This is a genomic window from Pseudarthrobacter leeuwenhoeki (genome assembly GCF_055412885.1).
Genome location: NZ_JBVAYY010000022.1, coordinates 33,512 through 52,282, shown reverse-complemented (window position 1 = coordinate 52,282; position 18,771 = coordinate 33,512). Strand labels below are relative to the sequence as shown.

At 66.6% G+C, this 18,771-nt stretch carries 25 protein-coding genes and 1 riboswitch; of the genes, 12 read left to right on the top strand and 13 right to left on the bottom strand.

Annotated features, from left to right (window positions below; all coding sequences use genetic code 11):
• Positions 1-228: 228 nt before the first annotated feature.
• On the bottom strand, positions 229-978 hold the full coding sequence (locus tag ACZYX4_RS16500) for a lipoate--protein ligase family protein (RefSeq protein WP_463877881.1): 750 nt from the start codon (positions 976-978) through the stop codon (positions 229-231).
• Positions 979-994: 16 nt separating this feature from the next.
• On the opposite strand from ACZYX4_RS16500, the gene ACZYX4_RS16495 reads away from it, so the two are divergent.
• Positions 995-1,378 carry a DUF2177 family protein gene (locus ACZYX4_RS16495; RefSeq protein ID WP_463877870.1) on the top strand — a complete coding sequence of 128 codons (384 nt, stop codon included), beginning with the start codon at positions 995-997 and terminating at the stop codon, positions 1,376-1,378.
• 73 nt (positions 1,379-1,451) lie between these two features.
• Here ACZYX4_RS16495 and ACZYX4_RS16490 read toward each other — a convergent pair whose 3' ends face one another.
• Together ACZYX4_RS16490 and ACZYX4_RS16485 are read right to left on the bottom strand one after the other, a co-directional pair.
• A complete protein-coding gene (locus tag ACZYX4_RS16490; RefSeq protein ID WP_463877867.1) occupies positions 1,452-2,258 on the bottom strand; it encodes a thioesterase family protein in 807 nt (268 codons plus the stop codon).
• 76 nt (positions 2,259-2,334) lie between these two features.
• A complete protein-coding gene (locus ACZYX4_RS16485) occupies positions 2,335-2,955 on the bottom strand; it encodes a methyltransferase family protein (RefSeq protein WP_463877865.1) in 621 nt (206 codons plus the stop codon).
• Between the two features lie 45 nt (positions 2,956-3,000).
• On the opposite strand from ACZYX4_RS16485, the gene ACZYX4_RS16480 reads away from it, so the two are divergent.
• Both ACZYX4_RS16480 and ACZYX4_RS16475 read left to right on the top strand, forming a co-directional pair.
• Positions 3,001-3,150: a hypothetical protein gene (locus ACZYX4_RS16480; RefSeq protein WP_463877864.1), complete on the top strand. Its 150-nt coding sequence runs from the start codon at positions 3,001-3,003 to the stop codon at positions 3,148-3,150.
• A gap of 1 nt (position 3,151) precedes the next feature.
• Positions 3,152-3,286, top strand: a complete 135-nt coding sequence (locus ACZYX4_RS16475; protein WP_463877862.1) for a hypothetical protein — start codon at positions 3,152-3,154, stop codon at positions 3,284-3,286.
• A 178-nt stretch (positions 3,287-3,464) separates the two neighbouring features.
• On the opposite strand, the gene ACZYX4_RS16470 is transcribed toward ACZYX4_RS16475, so the two are convergent.
• Positions 3,465-3,665: a hypothetical protein gene (locus tag ACZYX4_RS16470; protein ID WP_463877859.1), complete on the bottom strand. Its 201-nt coding sequence runs from the start codon at positions 3,663-3,665 to the stop codon at positions 3,465-3,467.
• A gap of 369 nt (positions 3,666-4,034) precedes the next feature.
• Here ACZYX4_RS16470 and ACZYX4_RS16465 point away from each other — a divergent pair, with 369 nt between their 5' ends.
• From ACZYX4_RS16465 to ACZYX4_RS16455, 3 genes are read left to right on the top strand one after another with little or no spacing between them, the layout of a single operon-like run.
• The gene (locus ACZYX4_RS16465) at positions 4,035-4,397 is read left to right on the top strand and encodes a DUF1214 domain-containing protein (protein WP_463877857.1); all 363 of its coding nucleotides are present in this window, start codon (positions 4,035-4,037) and stop codon (positions 4,395-4,397) included.
• Between the two features lie 32 nt (positions 4,398-4,429).
• Entirely contained in the window at positions 4,430-4,867 is a 438-nt protein-coding gene (locus ACZYX4_RS16460; protein WP_463877856.1) for a hypothetical protein, read from the top strand.
• A 31-nt stretch (positions 4,868-4,898) separates the two neighbouring features.
• Positions 4,899-5,033 (top strand): hypothetical protein, encoded by a 135-nt coding sequence (locus tag ACZYX4_RS16455; protein WP_463877855.1) that lies wholly within the window; start codon positions 4,899-4,901, stop codon positions 5,031-5,033.
• Between the two features lie 67 nt (positions 5,034-5,100).
• Here ACZYX4_RS16455 and ACZYX4_RS16450 read toward each other — a convergent pair whose 3' ends face one another.
• Complete coding sequence (locus tag ACZYX4_RS16450; RefSeq protein WP_463877853.1) at positions 5,101-5,385, bottom strand: DUF427 domain-containing protein; 285 nt, start codon at positions 5,383-5,385, stop codon at positions 5,101-5,103.
• Between the two features lie 204 nt (positions 5,386-5,589).
• Here ACZYX4_RS16450 and ACZYX4_RS16445 point away from each other — a divergent pair, with 204 nt between their 5' ends.
• Together ACZYX4_RS16445 and ACZYX4_RS16440 are read left to right on the top strand one after the other, a co-directional pair.
• Positions 5,590-6,300 (top strand): endonuclease/exonuclease/phosphatase family protein, encoded by a 711-nt coding sequence (locus ACZYX4_RS16445; protein ID WP_463877878.1) that lies wholly within the window; start codon positions 5,590-5,592, stop codon positions 6,298-6,300.
• Between the two features lie 54 nt (positions 6,301-6,354).
• Positions 6,355-8,007 (top strand): SulP family inorganic anion transporter, encoded by a 1,653-nt coding sequence (locus tag ACZYX4_RS16440; RefSeq protein ID WP_463877851.1) that lies wholly within the window; start codon positions 6,355-6,357, stop codon positions 8,005-8,007.
• Between the two features lie 17 nt (positions 8,008-8,024).
• On the opposite strand, the gene ACZYX4_RS16435 is transcribed toward ACZYX4_RS16440, so the two are convergent.
• Genes ACZYX4_RS16435 through ACZYX4_RS16425 form a run of 3 tightly spaced genes read right to left on the bottom strand, consistent with a single transcriptional unit; the run spans position 8,025 to position 10,936 of the window.
• Positions 8,025-9,695 carry a DUF5671 domain-containing protein gene (locus tag ACZYX4_RS16435; RefSeq protein WP_463877848.1) on the bottom strand — a complete coding sequence of 557 codons (1,671 nt, stop codon included), beginning with the start codon at positions 9,693-9,695 and terminating at the stop codon, positions 8,025-8,027.
• Positions 9,695-10,237, bottom strand: a complete 543-nt coding sequence (locus ACZYX4_RS16430) for a hypothetical protein (RefSeq protein ID WP_463877845.1) — start codon at positions 10,235-10,237, stop codon at positions 9,695-9,697. The genes ACZYX4_RS16435 and ACZYX4_RS16430 overlap by 1 nt, the downstream gene beginning before the upstream one ends.
• Positions 10,238-10,279: 42 nt before the next feature.
• A complete protein-coding gene (locus ACZYX4_RS16425) occupies positions 10,280-10,936 on the bottom strand; it encodes a DedA family protein (RefSeq protein ID WP_463877842.1) in 657 nt (218 codons plus the stop codon).
• A 136-nt stretch (positions 10,937-11,072) separates the two neighbouring features.
• Here ACZYX4_RS16425 and ACZYX4_RS16420 point away from each other — a divergent pair, with 136 nt between their 5' ends.
• A complete protein-coding gene (locus ACZYX4_RS16420; RefSeq protein WP_463877840.1) occupies positions 11,073-12,527 on the top strand; it encodes a DUF5129 domain-containing protein in 1,455 nt (484 codons plus the stop codon).
• A 5-nt stretch (positions 12,528-12,532) separates the two neighbouring features.
• Here the strand turns inward: ACZYX4_RS16420 and ACZYX4_RS16415 are convergent, their stop codons facing one another.
• The 4 genes from ACZYX4_RS16415 to ACZYX4_RS16400 form a co-directional block, all read right to left on the bottom strand.
• The gene (locus ACZYX4_RS16415; RefSeq protein WP_282383567.1) at positions 12,533-12,724 is read right to left on the bottom strand and encodes a DUF1918 domain-containing protein; all 192 of its coding nucleotides are present in this window, start codon (positions 12,722-12,724) and stop codon (positions 12,533-12,535) included.
• Between the two features lie 61 nt (positions 12,725-12,785).
• Positions 12,786-13,793, bottom strand: coding sequence for a serine hydrolase (locus ACZYX4_RS16410; protein ID WP_463877837.1), 1,008 nt, complete (start codon positions 13,791-13,793; stop codon positions 12,786-12,788).
• A 498-nt stretch (positions 13,794-14,291) separates the two neighbouring features.
• Positions 14,292-15,026, bottom strand: coding sequence for an MFS transporter (locus ACZYX4_RS16405; RefSeq protein ID WP_463877834.1), 735 nt, complete (start codon positions 15,024-15,026; stop codon positions 14,292-14,294).
• A complete protein-coding gene (locus tag ACZYX4_RS16400; protein WP_463877875.1) occupies positions 15,008-15,388 on the bottom strand; it encodes an MFS transporter in 381 nt (126 codons plus the stop codon). The genes ACZYX4_RS16405 and ACZYX4_RS16400 overlap by 19 nt, the downstream gene beginning before the upstream one ends.
• 193 nt (positions 15,389-15,581) lie before the next feature.
• On the opposite strand from ACZYX4_RS16400, the gene ACZYX4_RS16395 reads away from it, so the two are divergent.
• Complete coding sequence (locus ACZYX4_RS16395) at positions 15,582-15,914, top strand: hypothetical protein (RefSeq protein WP_463877831.1); 333 nt, start codon at positions 15,582-15,584, stop codon at positions 15,912-15,914.
• A 396-nt stretch (positions 15,915-16,310) separates the two neighbouring features.
• A complete protein-coding gene (locus ACZYX4_RS16390; RefSeq protein ID WP_463877829.1) occupies positions 16,311-16,898 on the top strand; it encodes a dihydrofolate reductase family protein in 588 nt (195 codons plus the stop codon).
• A gap of 57 nt (positions 16,899-16,955) precedes the next feature.
• On the opposite strand, the gene ACZYX4_RS16385 is transcribed toward ACZYX4_RS16390, so the two are convergent.
• Positions 16,956-17,705: a C40 family peptidase gene (locus ACZYX4_RS16385; RefSeq protein ID WP_463877826.1), complete on the bottom strand. Its 750-nt coding sequence runs from the start codon at positions 17,703-17,705 to the stop codon at positions 16,956-16,958.
• 4 nt (positions 17,706-17,709) lie between these two features.
• A riboswitch (cyclic di-AMP (ydaO/yuaA leader) is annotated at positions 17,710-17,880 on the bottom strand.
• A 220-nt stretch (positions 17,881-18,100) separates the two neighbouring features.
• On the opposite strand from ACZYX4_RS16385, the gene ACZYX4_RS16380 reads away from it, so the two are divergent.
• The gene (locus ACZYX4_RS16380; RefSeq protein ID WP_463877823.1) at positions 18,101-18,403 is read left to right on the top strand and encodes a hypothetical protein; all 303 of its coding nucleotides are present in this window, start codon (positions 18,101-18,103) and stop codon (positions 18,401-18,403) included.
• Positions 18,404-18,771 lie beyond the last annotated feature (368 nt).

Genomic DNA, 18,771 nt, shown 5'->3' with positions numbered 1-18,771 from the left:
GGCATCAACGGTTCAATCCGCTCCCATTGGGCATCGGTCAGGACGGCAGTGCGCGACATGGTTCCAGCATGCCAAAGCAGACAAGAACCAATTGGGAGACACGCCCTAGCCAGGTAGCTGGCAGCAGGGGCCGTTTTGGGCGCTCAAAGGGCCCCTTGCTGCGAGCCAGATGGGCACGCGGCACACGCCCTGTTAGGCTTCCCTCGCCCGGGCGCCGGAGCGCCGGTTTCAGCCGAGCAAGCTGTTGAAGTGGCCGAAGTCCAGGGTGGCGTAACGGGCATAGATCTCGATCACGGCCGCCTCGATGGCGTCCACGTCCAGGTGCGGGACGAGGTCGTTGACGGCGCCCGCTGTGGCCGGGTCCCAGTCCAGGCCGAGAGCGGCGTAACTGGCCTCCAGCACCGCGCGGATCGGGGCCGAGTTCTCCACCACGATGACGGAACTGAACAGCCAGCCGCCGGCCACCACCCGCTGGGCCGTGCCGATCAGCTTGAGCTGGTGCTGCGGAAAGTCCGGATCCTGGCCGTGGACGCTGAATTCCCCGGGGCAGTACTCGCCGGGGATCTCCCCCACCGCGGCGTCGACGCCGGCGCTCCGCAGGGCGCCGGCCAGCAGTTCGCCGAAAAAGGAGAAGCGCCGCTTGGCCCCGGCGATGGCGTCCGTGTCCGGTTCCAGGTGATCGATCACGAGGGTCCCCTCGTGGTACGCGGCGGCGCGTCCCCCGGCCTTGCGGACCAGCGGTTCGAAGCCCAGTTCACGGCAGGCCTGCGCGGCGGCGTCAAAACCCGGCAGGTGCGTGTCCCGCTGCCCGAAGGCCACGGTGGGCGCCGGCCGGTAGAGCCGGATCATGGGGCCCACGCCGCCGGTCTTGACCTTCCGCAGCAGCTCAAGGGCGAAGTCCAGGTCCGCGGCGGCGCCCAGGGACTCCTCCTGCCGGTAAATCGTCAGCGTCCGCGGTGCGCCAGCGGCCTCCGGCATGTTGTTATGCTCCCTTATGGTCATCTTGCAGTTCCTCGTCGTAGCCGCCGCGTTCGCCGTCATTGATTCCGTCTGGCTCAAGTCGATGAGCAAGTTCTACCGGAGCCATCTGGGGCACCTCATGGCGGACAAGCCCCATCTAGGGTACGCCGTCGTTTTCTACGTCCTGTACGTCGCGGGGATCGTTTTCTTCGCCCTTCAGCCGGCGCTCGACGGCGGCAGCTGGCTCACGGCGCTCGGTTACGGCGCCGCGCTGGGAACTTTCGCCTACGCCACCTATGACCTCACCAACGCAGCGACCCTGAAGAACTGGCCGCTCATCATCGTGCTGGCGGACATCGCCTGGGGTGCCGTGCTGACGGGCCTGGCCACCGTGGTCGGCTGGCTGGTCTTCCACTAGCGTTCAGCCGGCACGGCCCTCCCGCAGCCGCCCGGAGCCGGCCGCCGGCACCGGCTGCGGGACGGCCTGAGCCCTAGGACTTCCTGAGCGTCAGGATCTGCTCGGCGCGGCCGAACGGACCCTCGAGGTCGTGCAGGACGGTCGAGGTCAGGCCAATCCCGTCCGTGCCAAAGGAGACCTCGTTATCCAGCCCCAGCCACTCCCCTTCCGGGCGCCGGTACATGTGGATCTGCAGGTCCAGGTTGGGGAAGGCGTAGCTGCCCTTGCCCGGGGCAACGCGGGCGGCGATTCCGTTGGCCGTGTCCACCAGGCCGACCAGGCGGGCCATGTCGCTGCTGTCCTTCCGGTCCGTCAGCGGCTTTCCGGTGTGCAGCCAGACCGTGCCGGACCCGGCGCGGTGCCCGTCGGCGATCCGCATTTCCAGCGACGCAATATAGCCGCCCGGCCAGATGCTCACGGCGTCGTAGGGTTCGCAGTCCTTCGGCGCAGGGATCCTGGGATCCTCAAAGGCCGCGACGGCGCTGGTGTCGGACGTGACCATCCGCCACGCCGTGGCGCGGATCGCGGTGCGGCCGCCGGCAATCAGCTCGGCCTGCACCAGTTCGATCGTCCGGCCCGGGCGAAGGGTAGTGGTGACAACCTCGAAGTCGCCGCCAGGAATCAGGCCAAGAATCTCGTAGCTCAGGCGCGCCATCCGCATATCGTCGCGCGGCTCATGCCGGTCCAGACAGTCGGCCATAATGCCGGAGGCGGGAGCCATATGCTGCTCGTGGTCGTTCCAGGCGCCCTGGGCGTGGATGGTGGAGCGGAAACGCCCGCCGCCCAGCGCCTCGTAGTAAAAGTCGCCCTCGGCAAGCTCCGGTAGTTCAGCAGTCGTCATTGTCCGCCCTTTCGTGTGGCTGGTAATCCCAGAACACACTATCGCTTCCGATGACACTTGCGGGCCCCGGAGACAGTCATCGTCTCGGCGGGCGCTGAGTTTTCGATACTTGAGGGATCCAGCAGCGCACCGTGTCGCGGTAATGCTGGAATTCTTCGCCGAACCGGTCCTTGAGGTCCGATTCCTCGAGCGGCCCGACGACGTAGTTCCACACCACCGAACCCACGACCGCGTAGGCGGCGACGAGCCACGACTGCAGGATGAGGCCGACGGCGGCCCCCTGTAGGACGCCTGCGACCGCCATCGGATTGCGAATCCGGCGATACGGACCGGCGATGACCAGACGGCTGGGCATCGCCGATGGCAGCGGCGTGCCATCCCCCAGTGTCGACATCACTCCTGCCGACCAGAGGCCAAGGGCGCTGGCGAGCGCGAGAACCGCGACGCCGACAGAACCTGCAACGGGTGGAAACGGGAGCGACACCGCCCAGCGACGTTCGAGAACCGCTATGGCCAACGGAATCACCACCAGGAAGAACCTCCAGAAGAGGACGATCTGCCCGGATGTTGAAGCCACGTGGATGGCAGGGGTCGGGCGGATGATAGTGGGACGGAATGCGAACGGACCGCGGAGGATCCACGCAGTCGGTACGCGCCCCAGCACCGGGTCGAGATTACGCAGGGTCGCCTCGCGCACCAGGACTGTCTGGCCGAGACGATCGAGCCCGGGCACTCCGCCGCGGTGCTCGTCTGGGAGAACCAGTGGGCGGCCCCGTTCGGCGCAGCCGTCCGCAAGGCCGGTGGCCAGCTCGTGGCCAGCGGCCGGATCCCGACCCAGGCTGTCATCGCCGCCTTCGAGGCGGACGCCGAAGCAACGAAGGAAGGAGCCTGACATGCCACTCGCAGCACGACGCAGGCGCAGGACCGCCGCCGCCGCCGGCGGGGCAATTGTCGTCGCCCACGGGATCAACCGTCGCGGCGACCGCCGGGAAGACCGGCGGGACGACCGCGGCGACCTCCGCGACTAAGACCCCGGCTGACACCACGGCGCCGGCCCCTGGCACCCGCGGGTGCGCATGACCCTTCCGGGGTCATGCGCACCCCACCGACGCCCGCTCCCCCACCCTGAGAACGGCTCCCGGGACTACGTTCGAACGAAAGGTCGTTCCGATGTCAACACCCCAGGAAGATGACGGAAATTCAACTTCAGCCGAAAACCACCACGGAATGCGCCACGCTGAGATCATCGTCTTCACCAGGGACGCCGACGGACCCGGAGCCTCCGGCGTCATATACAACAACCTCGGCTTGACCGACGGCGTCTCGGGCGAGCAGTTCGACGCCCAGTTCCGGGCCCTTGACCCGGACCAGCTGAAGAGGGACTTCGGCGGAGACGTGATACTTCAACGCCGGCCGGCAGGTGCACCATCTGGTCTCCCCGACCGGCAGCGTCTACATCAGGCAAAGCGCCTCCCATCACGTCGACCCGCACAACACCGTGGACCGGCTGGCAACACTCGGGGAGCGCCTCAAGTTGCCGCAGGGGTGGGAGTACCGGACGCCGACGCTGCAGGAGGAGCTTGTCGTACGCGCCGACCGACTCCGTTTCTACAACCAAGGGGAAAGACCATGACACCTTCTGCGAAACTGCCGAGACCGGCGAGCTGATCGGCAGCATCTACAACACCATCGGCCTGAACGATCCCGACGGTTCCGGCGACACCTGCCCCCAGCCGCTGCTGGACCAGCTCGACATGCAGGGTCTCGCGGAGGAGTATGGCACCCCGCTGCCTTCAAGAACGCCCGAAGAACCGGTACACCTTGCGCTTCCCGCCTGGTGGACTGCCGCCCGTGGGCGCATTCTGGTCCTTGACCGCCTACACGGTCGAAGACCTCAACCTCATTGCAAACCCCATTGACCGGTACTCGGTCGGTGACGACGCGTCTGAGCTGCGGATGGACGGCGACGGAGGGCTGACGCTGTACCTGCAGCCGGACCCACCAGCCGGCGGGCGGAAGCCGAACTGGCTGCCGACGTCGCCCGAGAGCCCGTGGTTCGTCCTTCTCAGGATGTACCGGCCCGGGCCCGCAGCCCTCGACGGCTCCTGGCGTTGCCCGGGAATCAGCCAGGCGGACTGACCTCACCCGCACACGACCGTGGAGGCGATGGGATGATCTGGGCGTTACTGGTGTTCCTGGGGGTGCCGCTGTGGCTCTGTGCCCTCGGACTATTCACCGTCATATACCGCAACCGCGCGTTGCTCCAGCGGCGCGGCAACATCCCGGTGCGGGTACGCAGATCCGGCAAGACCCGCTGGGCGAGGGGGCACGCCGTCTGGATCTCCGACGTGTTCGCCTGGCGGGGCAGCCCCGCCGCCTGGACCGAAGGCCTGGTGCAGGTCCTTACCGCCAGCGTCGCACCCGCGGAGCCTGAGGAGCGGAAGCATCTTCACCGGCTCGGTGATGACCCCCTGATCGCGACGATGACCGTCGCCACCATGGCCTCGGAGGAACCGGCAACCCTCACGGTCGCCGTTGCCAGCCGTGACCGGGGCGCTGTCCTCGGACCGTTCCATTCAACTCCGGGCCAGAACCCGCTGGGTCGCTGACCGGCCAAGCAGGGAGAAAGGGGCACCTGACATGGAGCTCACAGTGATCGTCGCGGTCGCGGCCAGCATCTTCCTCTGGGGGCTGGTCTCCCCGCGGCTGGAGAGGGCGGACCTGACCGCTCCGATCGCTTCGAGGGCTGCCCCGCCAAAGCAACGGTGCCACTGAAACCGATTAGCGTCACTGGACCTGGATGCGCACGCTCGAGGGGGACGCAGCGATTGGTGCGGCCGTTTCAGGCCTCGACGCGCACGCCGCGCCAGAAGGCCACGTGATCCTTGATGTGCCCGGCGTCGGACTTCGGCTCGGCGTAGAACCAGGCGGCATCCTGGTTCCGCTGGCCGTCCACTACCAGGCTGTAGTAGCCGGCCTTGCCCTTCCAGGGGCAGACACTGCTGTGGCTGCTGTCCTCCAGGTAGGCGGAGTTAACCGAGGAACGCGGAAAATAGTGGTTTCCCTCCACCATCACCGTATTGTCACTCTCCGCGATGACCGCGCCGTTCCACATTGCCTTTGCCATGGTCTTGTTTCTCCTGCCGCTAGCCGGGAAGTGAATTGCGATGGACGCCCCAGGAAACGCCCGTCACTGGACCAACGACCGGGGCAGCCCATTGATTCCACCCGTCCCGCCGGACCTGCGGCCGCCGGTCCCACTCGATTCGCTGGACTGGGTAGACTCGGAAGCGGACTTTCCGAGACTATCCAACGAAGAGGTGCTCCCCTGATTCGTGTCATCAGCTACAACCTGCGAAAGCACCACGCAAGCGGTGAGCTGGTTGATCTGGCCCGCAGTTTTGAGATTGATGCCTTGTGTCTTCAGGAGTGCGACACCAACGACCTCCCGGACACGATAGGTGACCTGCACCTTGCCGACTCCACCAAGGGCAACCGGCTTGGCCTCGCCATCTACTACCGTATGGACCGGTTCACGGCGTTCGAGACGAAGACCTTCGCCCTGAAGAAGTCGATGCACGACCGTGTCCTGTCCCCCGCGCACGAGCGGCTGATCGGCACCCGGGTGATCGACAATGAGACGGACCACGACCTCGTCATCGCGTCGTTCCATGCGGCCCCCCTGACGGCGTCGAACTCGCTGCGGCGGAACCAGATCCACGCCGCTCACGCGGAACTACTCAGCATGGGCGGCGGCCTGATGTCCCTGATGGTGGGCGACTTTAACTACCCGTTCTTCACCAAGAACCTCACGGCCCAGATGAAGGATGCCGGCTACGACCTGACCCTCAGTGACCGGCGGACGTACACGCGGTACAAGGTCTTCAAGGGCCACTTCGACTTCGCAACGTCCCAGGGGCTCAACATCGAGAACGTTGAGACCCTTCCGCGCGGGGCATCGGACCACCTCCCCATCCTCATTTCGGCGGAGTACGGCCAGGACGCACCAGCAACCGGCGACTCCGCGTCCCCTGCGGCATAGCCAGTGCCCACCGTGCGCGGCGCCAGAGCACTGAAACTCCCGCCCGGCCTCAGAATGATGCGGGGCTATGAACGTCCATGGCTGAAATCCGACCTGGCCGCCGGTGCGGCGCTCAGCGCATTCCTCATTCCGGCCGGCATGGCGTACGCCGAAGCCGCCGGGCTGCCGGCCGTCACGGGCCTCTACGCGTCGATCATCCCCTTGCTCGCCTATGCGGTCTTCGGGCCATCCAGGGTCCTGATCATTGGCCCGGATTCCAGCCTGGCACCGATGATCGCCGCCGCCGTCCTGCCTCTAGCGGGCAAGGATCCGGACGAGGCGGTGGCCCTCGCCGGTCTTTTGGCGCTGCTGATCGGCGGCATGCTTCTGGCCGGCAGGGTTTTCAGATTGGGGTTCGTGACCGGGCTGCTGTCCAAACCCATCCGGGTTGGCTACCTTAACGGAATCGCCATTGTCATCATGGTGAGCCAGCTGCCCAAGCTGCTCGGTGTGTCGGGCACCGGCGGCTCACTGGTCAACATCGCCTCCGGGACCGCGCAGGCCGTGGCCCAGGGGGCCATCAATCCTTTGGCGTTTCTGTTCGGCGCCGGCACCATCGCCGTCATTGTGGTGTGCCGCTTCCTGCCCGGGAAGCTCCCCGGCGTGCTGATCGCCGTCGTGGCAGCCACGGCGCTGACGGCCATTCTGGACCTCACGGCGGCGCTCCCCACCGTGGGTGCCCTGCCCCAGGGCCTGCCGGCTCCCGCTCTCGGCGGAATCAGCCTGGAGGACGTCATCGCCCTGATCGGGCCGGCGGCCGGCATCGCCCTGATCGCCTTCGCCGATACCACGGTCCTCTCGAAGAGCTTCGCCGCCCGGAGCGGGGTCCAGGTCGACGGCAACCAGGAAATGGGTGCCCTCGGCGTGGCGAACGTGGCCAGCGGCCTCTTTGGCGGTTTTCCGATCTCCGGCAGCGCCTCACGCACGCCGATCGCCGTCGAGGCCGGCGCCAAGAGCCCCCTGAGCGGCGCCGTTGCCGCCGCCCTGGTGGCGCTGTTCATGATTCTGGCCCCCGGGGTGACGACCTACCTGCCCTCCAGCGTGCTGGCCGGGGTCGTGATGGTTGCCGCGGCGTCGATCCTCGATCTTAAGACCCTCCACCGGCTGCTCAGGATGAGCCCGATCGAGGCCGCCTTGCTGGTCGCGACCTTCCTGGGCGTCGCCTTTGTGGGTGTGCTTGAAGGCATAGTGGTCGCGATCGGCCTGTCCCTGATCGTTTTTGTGCTGCGTGCCCTGGACCCGTACCGCACCGAGCTGGGCAATGTGGGGGACGTGCCCGGTTACCACGACCTGAGCCGGCACCCCGAGGGCCAGCGCATCCCCGGCCTCGTGATCGCACGCTTCGACGCCCCGCTGTTCTTCGCCAACGGCGCCGTCTTCACCGAACACATCCGGACGCTCGTCGCCGGCGCCCCGGAGCCGGTGCGGTGGGTGATCGTGGCGTCAGAGGCCATCACCGGCCTGGACACCACCGCACTGGATGACCTCGTGGCACTCGACGACGAGCTTGCGAAGCGGAGCATCAGCCTGGTCTTCGCCGAAATGAAGGGGCCCATCAAGGACCGCCTGATCCGGTTCGGCGTGAGCAGCCGGTTCGGTCCCGACCATTTCTTCCCCACCATCCACAACGCGGTGCGGAGCTACCAGAGGACTTTCGAGCTGGAATAGCGACAGTTCCCGGCGCCTCAGCCCAGCAGCGGAATCACTTCGATCCTGCCGTCCGGACTGACCGTCACCAGCACCTGTTTTCCGGCCACCCCCTCGAGTTCGCCAGCCAGCCGGGCGGCCAGCTCGCTGGCGTCGTCCGCGGCACCAGGCCCGGCGTCGGCCCGTCTCCACACGGTCACACCCGCCCCGGTGACGTCTTCGATGGCCCGGAGCAGCGGTGCCGGATCAGTGCCGGTCACCAGGACCACGTGACCGATGGTCCGCTTCCGGACCGGCTCCGCCGCCGCGAAGACGGCACGTTCGTGGCGCCACACCGCGAAGTGGTAGCCGGCGACAAGGCCGGTGGCCACCAGCAAACCGAGCGGGGCCCGGATCCTGTCCACCACGCTGCCGCCGGAGATATCGCCCAGGAAGTATTCAAACATCCGGTAACCGATGACCAGCAGGGTGATGACGGCGACCACGGCGCTGAGGCCGAACACCACAATCAGGTAGATCCGGCGGGCGTTCTGCCAGCTCCCGGAATCACCGGCCGGGCCCGGCGTCGCCACGGAGGTCCTCTCCAGCGGCTTCCAGGTGAACCACCAGACCAGGCCGCCGACCAGGAGCGAACTGACACCGCCAAGCAGCAGGGTGCGTGCCCCGGAGCCCGCGAGTGGGGTCGCCGCCATGGCGAGGGCGGCGTTCACGATCACGCCGATCCCGGAGGCAGCGGCCACCAGGGCGACGCCGGACGTCACCAGCCGGCTCCCCTGCCGGAGGGCTTCCGAACTTCCACGGGCCAGCCCGCGGTGGTACACCCAGACCAGTGACCCGATCGCTGCGGCAGCGATCGCCGGCGCCAGCGGCTCAAGCAGCAGGTCCATCGATTCGGTGCGGTCGAAGGCGAGCCGCAACAGGACGAATACCGTGACCCCCGCCCCGCCGAGGGTCACCACCCCGGCGCCGAGGACCCCGACGGCGATGAGGCCGACGCTGGCGAGATCGCCGCGCAGCCGCCGGCCGCCGTCGTGCGTCCAGTGCCACCACCAGACCAGCCCGCCGCCCACGGCCCAGACAAGGGCTTGCAGCGCGGACACCCACCAGGGCTTGCCCACCGCCGCGGCGGCCAGCGCCCCCCGAATAGCCACATCCAGCAGGATGGACAGGGCTGAGATGGCGCCGCTGACCCCAATCACCAGCCCGATGTAGCTGCTGAGAACCGTGGGTGCGTCAGCTATGTCCAGCGGCCGCTTGCGGGGATGCCGCCACATCCACCGGTGCCAGACCCAGACGGCTGCCCAGACCAGCCCGGTGGCCAGGGACGGGCGCCACTGCAGCGACTGGCCGCCGATCAGCGTGGTCAGCGTGCTGAGCACGTTGCTCGTCGCCAGAACCAGGGAGAGCACGTAGGCGCTGGTCACATACAGGCCCCAGCCGACGGAGGCCCGTTCTGTCTCGTCGCCCAGGCGCCGCCACACCACCCACCACAGGAGTGCGGCCAGCGGTCCGCCGATCAGGGCGAAGGCCAGCGAGCGCGCCAGCCCGGCCACGTCCCCGGTGGCCAGCACGGTGTCCGCCACAAGGAGCCGCCCCAGCAGTCCGCTGAGCCCGGCAGCGGCGATCACCACAAGGGCGAAGAGCAGCACGTAAGTGATGAGGCGGCGGACGGTGCGTTGGGCTGAACCCACGGCGGAGTCAGCGCTCATCACTTCACCGCCGCGTTCCGGCACACCGTCAGTTGCCAGGGAGCTCGGTCGATCAGCCACTTGTCCCCCGTCTTGACCAGGTCAAAGTCGTCCTCGATCTGGTATTCGGCACTTCCGAACGGTCCGCCACCCTCGGAAACAGTGATCAGCACCCTGACGTCCGCCGAGTCAGGCCGCTCGGTCGTTGAGACGAGGGTGACACGGAGATTGTCCCCCATCGTTCGTCCCATGTCGGTGCTGCAGCGGTTCTTGGCGGCGTCCGTCAGGTAGGCGGCCGCGGCAGCTTCGTCCCCGGCGATGACGGCGGCGGAATACCGCTGGACCACGCCGGCGGGGGTGGCCTCGTCCACCGGCGCCGGCGCGCCACGGGTGAACACGACAATCAGTGCGATAACCACGATCACTGCAATCGCGGCAAGGATGCCGAGCAGCGTGCGGTCCGGCCGGCGCTGAGCCGAGGCCGGCTCTCCTGCGAGCGGTGCGGCCGTTTCTGCTGCCGGTTTTGGTTCGTTCGGCTCGGGTTCCTGCGACGCTGGACTCATGAGGTCAGTATGTGGCAGGCAGGGCGCACCGTCATGGTGTCTTTAGACCCCCGTCCCCGCTGACTTGAGCTTTCTCCGGCGTCGGATGCTTCTGACGATAAGTGAGCCCAGGACGAGGGCCAGGGCGGCATAGACGGCATAGTTAAGGACCCGGGAGTATTCGCCGATGAGCCGGTACTGCGCCCCGAGCAGGGCCCCCAAACCGATCAGCAGGCCGTTCCAGATGCCGCTGCCCGCGAGCGTGAACGCACTGAACGTCCCCAAGTGCATCCTCTGGGCTCCGGCAGGCAACGAGATGAGACTGCGCACGCCAGGCAGCAGCCGGCCGAAGAACACAGCAGACCGGCCGTGGCGGTCGAACCAGCCGGCCGCCCTTTCAAAGTCTTCGCGGTCCACCAGCGGGAGCCTCGACAGCCACCGGATCGACCGCTCCAGCCCCAACCGGGCTCCCAGCCAATAGAGCAGCAGCGCGCCCAGATAGGCACCCAGCGTGCTGGTGAGCAGCACCAGGGCCAGCGTCATGGTCCCCTGCTGTGTGAGGAAGCCGGCCAGCGGAAGGATGACCTCGCTGGGAAGGGGTGGGAAAACCGTCTCCGCCAGGGTGAACAGTCCCACACCCCACTCACCGAGCGCGTCGACGCCCCGGGCTGCAATACCGACCAGGCCGCCCATCCCGTCGAGCGGGGTGGCCGCCGTCATGGCTGCAGGAGCCGTTCAGGATCCTCAAACACGGTTGCTCCCTTCCCCGCCAATAGTGGCAAGCCTAGCCGAAAACCGGATGCCCGGGCGGCACGGGTCCGTCGACGCTGCCCACGGCAGGCACTACGCTCGGGAAATGGGAATAGTACGGAAAGTTCTGGGCCTCCTCGCTCTGGTGATAATCGGGCTGGTGGGGACCGTGCCGGCGGCGCAGGCCGTCACGCCGGTGGACATAGTCGTGGAGGACCGGGCCGGGGTGCTGGACCGCAACACCCTTCTGCCGGCGGTGCAGGCGGTAGATTTTTACCAGCCCACCAAGGTGGCCGTCTACACCTACAACGGTTCGACGTCGGACAACCTCAACGAGGAGGTGCTGCGTTTTGCCCGGTCCGAGCATCCGGAGTGGATCAGCGAGGACGGGCAGAAGTGGGCGAACGGGCTCTTCATCTTCGCCCTGGACCCGGTAGGCCGGCACGTCGGGACGTACATGGGTGAGGACCGCAAGGTCTCCCCCGAACAGCGCGAGGACATCCAGGAAGCCTCCAAGGAACTTTTTCGCGATGCCCAGTGGACGGACGGCACCATCGCCGGGATCAAGCGCGGCGCGGAACTGATCAACCAGCCGTGGTATCGGTCCACCGCCTTCCTTGTCGTGGCGTGGACCAGCATTGCGGCTGCTGTTGTTGGCGCCGCCACGTGGCTGATCGTGCGCTGGCGGACCCGGGTGGACACCCGCAAGGAACTGGCCCGCGGGGACGTCAGCTACGCCAACGTGAGCATGGATCTCCAGGTCACTGAGCTCAACGCCGGCACCATCCCGGATGCCTCCCGGTACGGCAGCACCGTCCTGGAGAAGCACCGCACGTTCATGGCCAAATACAACGCCGCCACCGGCCTCGCCAACCAGGTCCATGCCCTGTCGCCCCGGGACCTCAGCAGGCGGCCGACCCTGAAGCTGGCCCGCAGCTACGCCGACGCCGCCGCCGAGCTTGACGCCCTCGACGACGTTATCGCCGACACCAACGCCCTGCTCAACCGGGGCTCCGCCTGGGCGCCCGCCTGGGACCGGCAGCTGGCCCCCTTCCGCGCCGACCTGGCCGCGATCGAACAGATGCTCAGTAAGCGCAACGCCGGGGGCGACTCCGCGACGGCCGCGGCCCTGCGCTCTTTCCGCGATGAAAGCCATCGGGAGATCGAACGGTGGACCTCGAAACTCTCGGACGGAACCATCACTCCCGAGACGGCCCTTGACCGGCTGCGTGACGCGCGCACCCATCTCTCCGAGCTGCTCAAGAACCACGCCGATACCGTGATTGCCAGCTTCAGCAAAGACGAGAAGGAAGCCCGGCTCATGCACAGGGAGATGGAGAGTGCAGAGGCCGGAAGCAAGGCCAAGTACGGGCGGACCTACGAACCCAGCATCCTGGGCACCGTATACCCCTCGTACTACTTTTTCTCCGTGCCGAATTTCAACTCCGGCTTCACCAGCGGTGTGAGCAGTGTCAACAGCGCCCGGGGCGGCGGCGGCACCACCGGCTACGGCAGCAGCGGCGGAAGTTTCTCCGGCTCCGGCAGTTCATCGAGTTTCTAGCGCTGTCAGGCGCCCTTGCTGCCTTCGACGACGAAATCGCCGCCGGGGAACAGGATGGTCTCATGGCCGTCGTCAAACCTGACGTGATACGGCGGGGCCCCGTCCGCCCCCTTGACCTCCAGGATTTCCCCGTGCCGGTCCGATGACTCGACCGTCGTGCCACGGATGATGATGCGGTCTCCCTGGGCTGCTTTCATGGCATTCACCTCCCTCCACCAGCCTACGACTGTGTGTCCTTCTCGGGAACGGTCGCTTTCGTCAAAAGAGTCCGGCGGCGACTGTGCTGGTGAGCTTGTGGAAGACGCGGGCCCGGGCAGCCTCCCCGTCCCGGCCCAGCGTGTAGACGACAAAAACGTACGCCCGCTCCCCCTGCACCAGGATGCTCGCGTCGTGCAGGTTGCCGAAGAGCAGCCCGTACTTGTGGAAGACGCTCACCCCGGCAGGTGCGGCGGCCGGGATCAGTGTTTCGTAGTTGGTCTGCTGCATGTAGGACAGCAGCTGCGCGGTGTTGGCGGCGTTGAGCAGCCGGCCGCTGTACAGCTCGGACAGAATCGTTGCCATCTCTGCAGGGGTCAGGGCGTTCACGGTCCGGTCATAGGGGATGCCTATCGAGGCCGCGTAGTTGATCAGTCCCTTGTGGCCCACGGCGGCGAGGATCAACGCCCACGAATCGTTGTTGCTTTGCTGAACCATCTGCCGGATCTGCTGGCCCGCGGTGGACGCCCCCATGGGGGTCGCCAGCGAGGCCTTACCGGTTTCCACCAGATGGTAGTAGGCGGCAGCGGCGAGGACCTTCCCGGTGCTTGCGGCCACGAATTTGGTCTTCACGCCATATTCGTGCACCTGCCCGTCCGCCACATCGATCAGGGCCACACCCACCTGGTATCCGCTGTTGGCCTGGATCACAGCATTGATTTCCGCGTCCAGCGCCGGCCCGATGGCTGGATCGGGGGACGCGACGACAGCGGCTGTCGGCGTCGGGATTCCTGCCGACGGCGCTCCGCCGCCGGAGTCGGACAGCGGGTCAGCCGAACCTGCTGGGGCGGACACCGAAGAACCCGACGCCCCGGCCTCGACCGGATCCCTGGACTGGATGGTGCCGTAAACAGCCCCGGCTGTGATCAGGCCGAGGACGGTAACCAGTGCAATCAGGAACTGCGGGCGGATCCAGCCCGTGAATCCCAGCAGGCGCGGCCCGGTTCCCCGGTCTAACTTATGTGTGTGCCGGCCGCTGCTGTAATGCCGGCCGGGTCCCCAGGATTCCACCGGTCTCAACCCCGGAACATCAACGGGGGCGCGACGTCGGCTGACGCCACAGGCAGGCTCGTGGGCATGCTTTTCCTCCGAAAGTAAAGAACCGCTGCGCGGCTTCAAACATCCTGTATTCTTCTACCCGCGGGGCCTGAACGCAAATGCCCGCCCCCGGGGAGCACTGGATCAGCCGGCCAGCTGCCGTCGACGGGACCGGATTTTTACGCAGCGCCCTGTGCAGCGCAGAACCCCTTGACAGGCCGATCCTCCAGCCGGATCCCGGTTGCGGCAAGCGCGGTTCGGTTGCGGCTGAAGTGCAGCCCTCCCGACGCGGTGGTGACGCTCCCGCCCAGTTACTCCGGCCCACGCGACACTGCGCCCCCGGGATCCCGCAGCATTCCGCGGTTCTTCGGGGTGGAACCGGGGTGAGGCACCGAGTAACTGGGCTGGAGCGTCGCCACCCGGGGCCGGCCAGGACCCGGAAGTGCGCCTGCTCCGGTGGAGGGAGCCTCGCTAGGCGCTGTTCAAGACCGCCACGTCTGGATCCGGTCGGTCGCGCACGCCCAGCCGCGTGAGCGCAAGCGGGCCCAGGACGGTCCCGCTGAGGATAATACCCGCGAAGATCAGGCATGACAGCTGCCACGATCCACCCTCATACAGCGGCCCTGCGAGCAGCGACCCAGCCGCGGCGCCGAGCATCTCGGCGTTGGTCAGAAGGCTCAACCCGCGGCCCACCCGGTGCCCGTTCACCTCGGCCACAACTGCCCGCTGGATCGGCAGCAAGATGGCCCAGGAGGCACTGGTCAGTACCCAGAGTGCGGCGATCACAAGCGGACTGGGCGTGAAGGCGAGACCTGACGCCGTCAGTGCCGACGCGACCGATGCGATGACATATCCCGCACGTCGGCCACGACGTTCAACGAAGCCGTGCAAGACCCGGGGCATCACGGTGAGCACGATGCCGCCGGGCAGGTAGATCAGTGCAATCTGGTAAACCTCGAGTCCGAGCGCGTTCTGCAGGTGCAGCAGCAAAAGCAGTGACACGCCAGCCTCGGCGACTGCCGTCACCAGCGCGGCGAGCAGCAGCGGGGCGAGGCGCTTTCCATCGCCCCTGATCCCGCCCGGTGGCCGCTCCTGCGGTGGCGGCAGGAACCGCGGCACGCGGAGCAACAGGACCGCCGCGACGCTACAGACAACGGCGAGGGTCCCGAAAACCCCACCGAAGCCGATCAGCTGCAGCAGGACCATCGCTGGAATCCAGAAAACCACGATCCTAGCGCTTCGGACGACAGCAGTCCGGCCAGGGAACCGGAGTCACGGTCAAGGTCCTCGACTGCGAGCGCCCGGGCGGCGATCCAGAAGAACGCGCCGCCCACACCGCCTACACCAGCTGCGGCGAAGGCGCTTGGAAGTGATGTCGCGAGGGCGTAGCCGATGCAGCTCACCGCGTGCAGCAGGGCGCCGGCTGCCGCGACCCTCGTCCGCACCCGCGTGTCGACCAGCCAACCGGAAATTGGACGTGCGATCACCGAGATGACGAGCTCGACGGCGACAAGAGCTCCGATCGCGCTTGGCGCAAGGCCCAGCCGGGTGCCGCCCCAGAGCGGGATCAGGAAGTCGAGCAGTTCCGCCGACCCTCCGATCAGGGTCGCGGCAGTGCCGGGAATCCTACCGCTGGCGCTGGAACTGGCCTTTTGACCGAAACAGATGCGGGCGTAGCCTTGGCATATGGGACTCAGCTACGACGACCCGGACCCGGCGGACCCCGACACTGACGCGGTTCGCCCAAAAAAAGCCTGAACGATGAAACGTGCAGTAACCCGGCCGGCGAGCGTTCGCGCCATCGGCTATGCCATCACCGGCAAGGTGGCCGTCGACCGCAACCCCGGCGGTCCGATGACGGGCGTGAGCTTTGCGCAGATGCAGCAGGACTTCACAAACGGCCTCGTAACTCTTGGAACCTCCAACGACGACGGCAAGCTGGTATCCAACCACGCCTACGCATTGCTGGGCGTGAATTCCCCCAATGAAACCGTCGTGGTCGGAGATCCGGCAGGCGACCAAACGACACTGAAGTTCTCGACCTTCCAGTCCACGAACATTAACCAGTACATCGCGATACCGACCTACCCGTGAGTCCAGGCTGTTCAACGAAAGACGACGGGCAGTTTGCACGACGGCGCTGAAGCGACTATTTGGCGGGTCCCAGATCACATCGTGCGCTGTGACCCACCGCAGACTGTGGCGCGAGAGCAGGTCCGTCCGTTCGTCGGTAGGCATGATCGAGGCGCTCAGCGTGTAGCTGATTGACTGCTTCGTTCGAACCGCGTCGCGCCATGCAAAGGTGACGTTCGGACCGAAAAGCAGTGCAGATAGGTGCCTACTGATCCGCCAAAACTACAGGGATCTCTGCGGTCCTGCTGGGCCAGGTCCTCCTGCGTGATTCCGGCATCGGACTGCCCTCCCCTGCCGCGGCTGCCGGGCTCGGCGTATGCTGGAACCCCGTCCCGCAGTGAAGCGAGGGAGCCCGCCATGCGCAAGGTCATTCTGATGATGCAGGTATCCCTGGACGGATTCTTTGAGGGTCCGGAGCGGGACCTGAGCTGGCACCGGGTCGATGACGAACTGCACCGCCACTTCAACGACGAGCTCCGGACCATGGGCGCTTTCCTGGACGGCCGCGTCACCTATGAGCTGATGGCCGGCTTCTGGCCGACGGCGGACGAGGACCCCTCAACCCCTGCCCCGATGACCGAGTTCGCGGGGATCTGGCGGGACATGCCCAAAATCGTCTACTCCAGGACCCTGGCGTCGGCCGGCTGGAATACCGAGGTGGTGCGCGACGTCGTCGCCGAGGACGTCGCGAGGCTCAGGGAACAGCCCGGCGGTGACCTGGCGCTGGGCGGCGCCAATCTGTCCGCGTCGTTCAGGCGGCTCGGGCTGATCGACGAGTACCGGATCTATGTGCACCCGGTACTGATCGGACGGGGCACGCCCCTTTTCCAGGGGACGGATGCGATGACGGCGCTGCGGCTGCTGGAGAGCCGGACGTTCGGCAACGGCGTCGTGCTGCTGCGGTATGCAACGAAGCCGGACGCCGGGCGCGCAGAAGGCCGGTGATCAGCTGCCCCCAAGGCAACCGATCGACCGGCCTTCGACGTGCTGAAAGCGGTCCTGCTAGCCGGCGCGGACGAACGTCACGGGGCCGGTGGCGGTCAGCCAGGACAGCGGGTGCGTGATCGTGGAGTTGACGCCGTTCATTCCGCCGCTGATTGCCTGGCCGTTGCCGGCGTAGATGGCGACGTGGCCGGACTGGACAATGATGTCGCCGGGCTGGGGAGCAGCGACGACTTTGCCATACTTCATGAATGCCATCGGGCCAATGTCACCGACCGGGATGCCGGCGGCGTTCAGGCCCTTCTCCACTACCGCGGTGCAGTCCTGCGTGATGCCGATCTGGCCGTACGCTACGGCCAGCAGCGTGGCGTTCACTCCACCGGCTGCCGGGGCAGCGGCAGGGGCGGGTGCGGCCTGGACCTTCACGGTCGCCTTCGCGGCGGCAGCGGGGGGTGCTGCCGGCGCGGGTGCTGCCGGGGCCTTGGCTGCCGGGGCCTTCGGAGCAGCTACGGGCTTGGGTGCCTCGACCACGGGAGCCGGGGCAGTCGCAACGGCCGGGCGCTCGAACGTGATCTGGACGGCGGAATCCGCCATGACCGGCGCGGAGACCTGGCCCTGGACGTCAACGGATGCTGCCGGTGCGGAGACGAGCTCAGTCGGTGCATCGGCTGCGTTCGCAGCCAAAGCGCCGCTGAGCACCATTCCGGAAGTGGCAACGAGGACGGCTGCCTGGCGGCCGATGGTGCCGGCGGTGCGGCGTTTGCTGCGAAGGTCGGCGTTTTTGGGCGCACGAGTATTGCTAAAAGTCATTAAAGGAGCCTCTCCCAATGCCTGCGAGGTGAGCTGTCGGATTCGGATGGGAGGCACCCGGCCGCACGCTGGCCCGATCATGACGGGCCGTGCGGCTTCACCCCAAGACCCCTGGAGAACAGCGGGTCAAAATTGGTTTCCCCGTCTCTGCCGGACGTTGCTGCGAGTTATCCCCTGGCCGCGGCAGAGTTAGGCAATCGGCTGGGGAGAGCCCGTCTCGAAACAACAGGCACCTAACAACGGTAACGGACTGATCACGGAGTGTCACATCGAGGCAACGGCAGACTGTGGTGAGCGGGCTTTGACAGGCACGCCGACCGGCCCGGGCACTGGCCGGACGCTGCCCCGGGCATAGGATGATGCCATCACCGTTCACCCGAAGCGGAGGCCCGAAAATGAACAGTCCCGACCCCATCAGGCACTGCATCGCCATCTGCCAGCTGAGCACTCAGCCGCCGGAGGACTTCAGTGTCAACACCGAACTGCTCGTGCTGGAAAACGGGGAAGTCCACGTCTCCACCTGGGACGCTGAGCCTCGCGACGGTGGCTTCGACGTGCACGTCCTGAACGACCGCGTGGACGCACTCGGCTTTATGGTGGTCACCGACTGGGAGTTCTTCGACGAAAAGGCCTATGCCGTGGTGGAACGCCGGCCGGGAAGCCGGGCCGGATCCCGACCCGGCAGCAGGTCCGCGTAACCCTCCGATTCCGAATCTCCGGCGGAACTTTGACTTATTGCAGACGTCATTTGATTGCGCCACAGACATATGACGCGGGAATAAATAATAGGGGGGACTGCCACGGCAAACGCTTTGAACGGCAACACTGCCGTGCAGCGTTGCCGTCAGAGAATACGTGGGCGGACTGTTCCTGCCATCAGACCGGGCTGCTCCGTTTGTTGCTGCGCCTCTGGCGGAACCCAAAAGGGGTGCTTATCCGGGTACGGCAGTCTGCGGGAATTGGTGGTTACCCGCACTGTTGAACCCGTTATCTCGCGGACCATTTTGTTGAGATGGTAGATGAGCCGCCGACGGGAATAGAGACTGAAAAATTGACGGTAGATAGA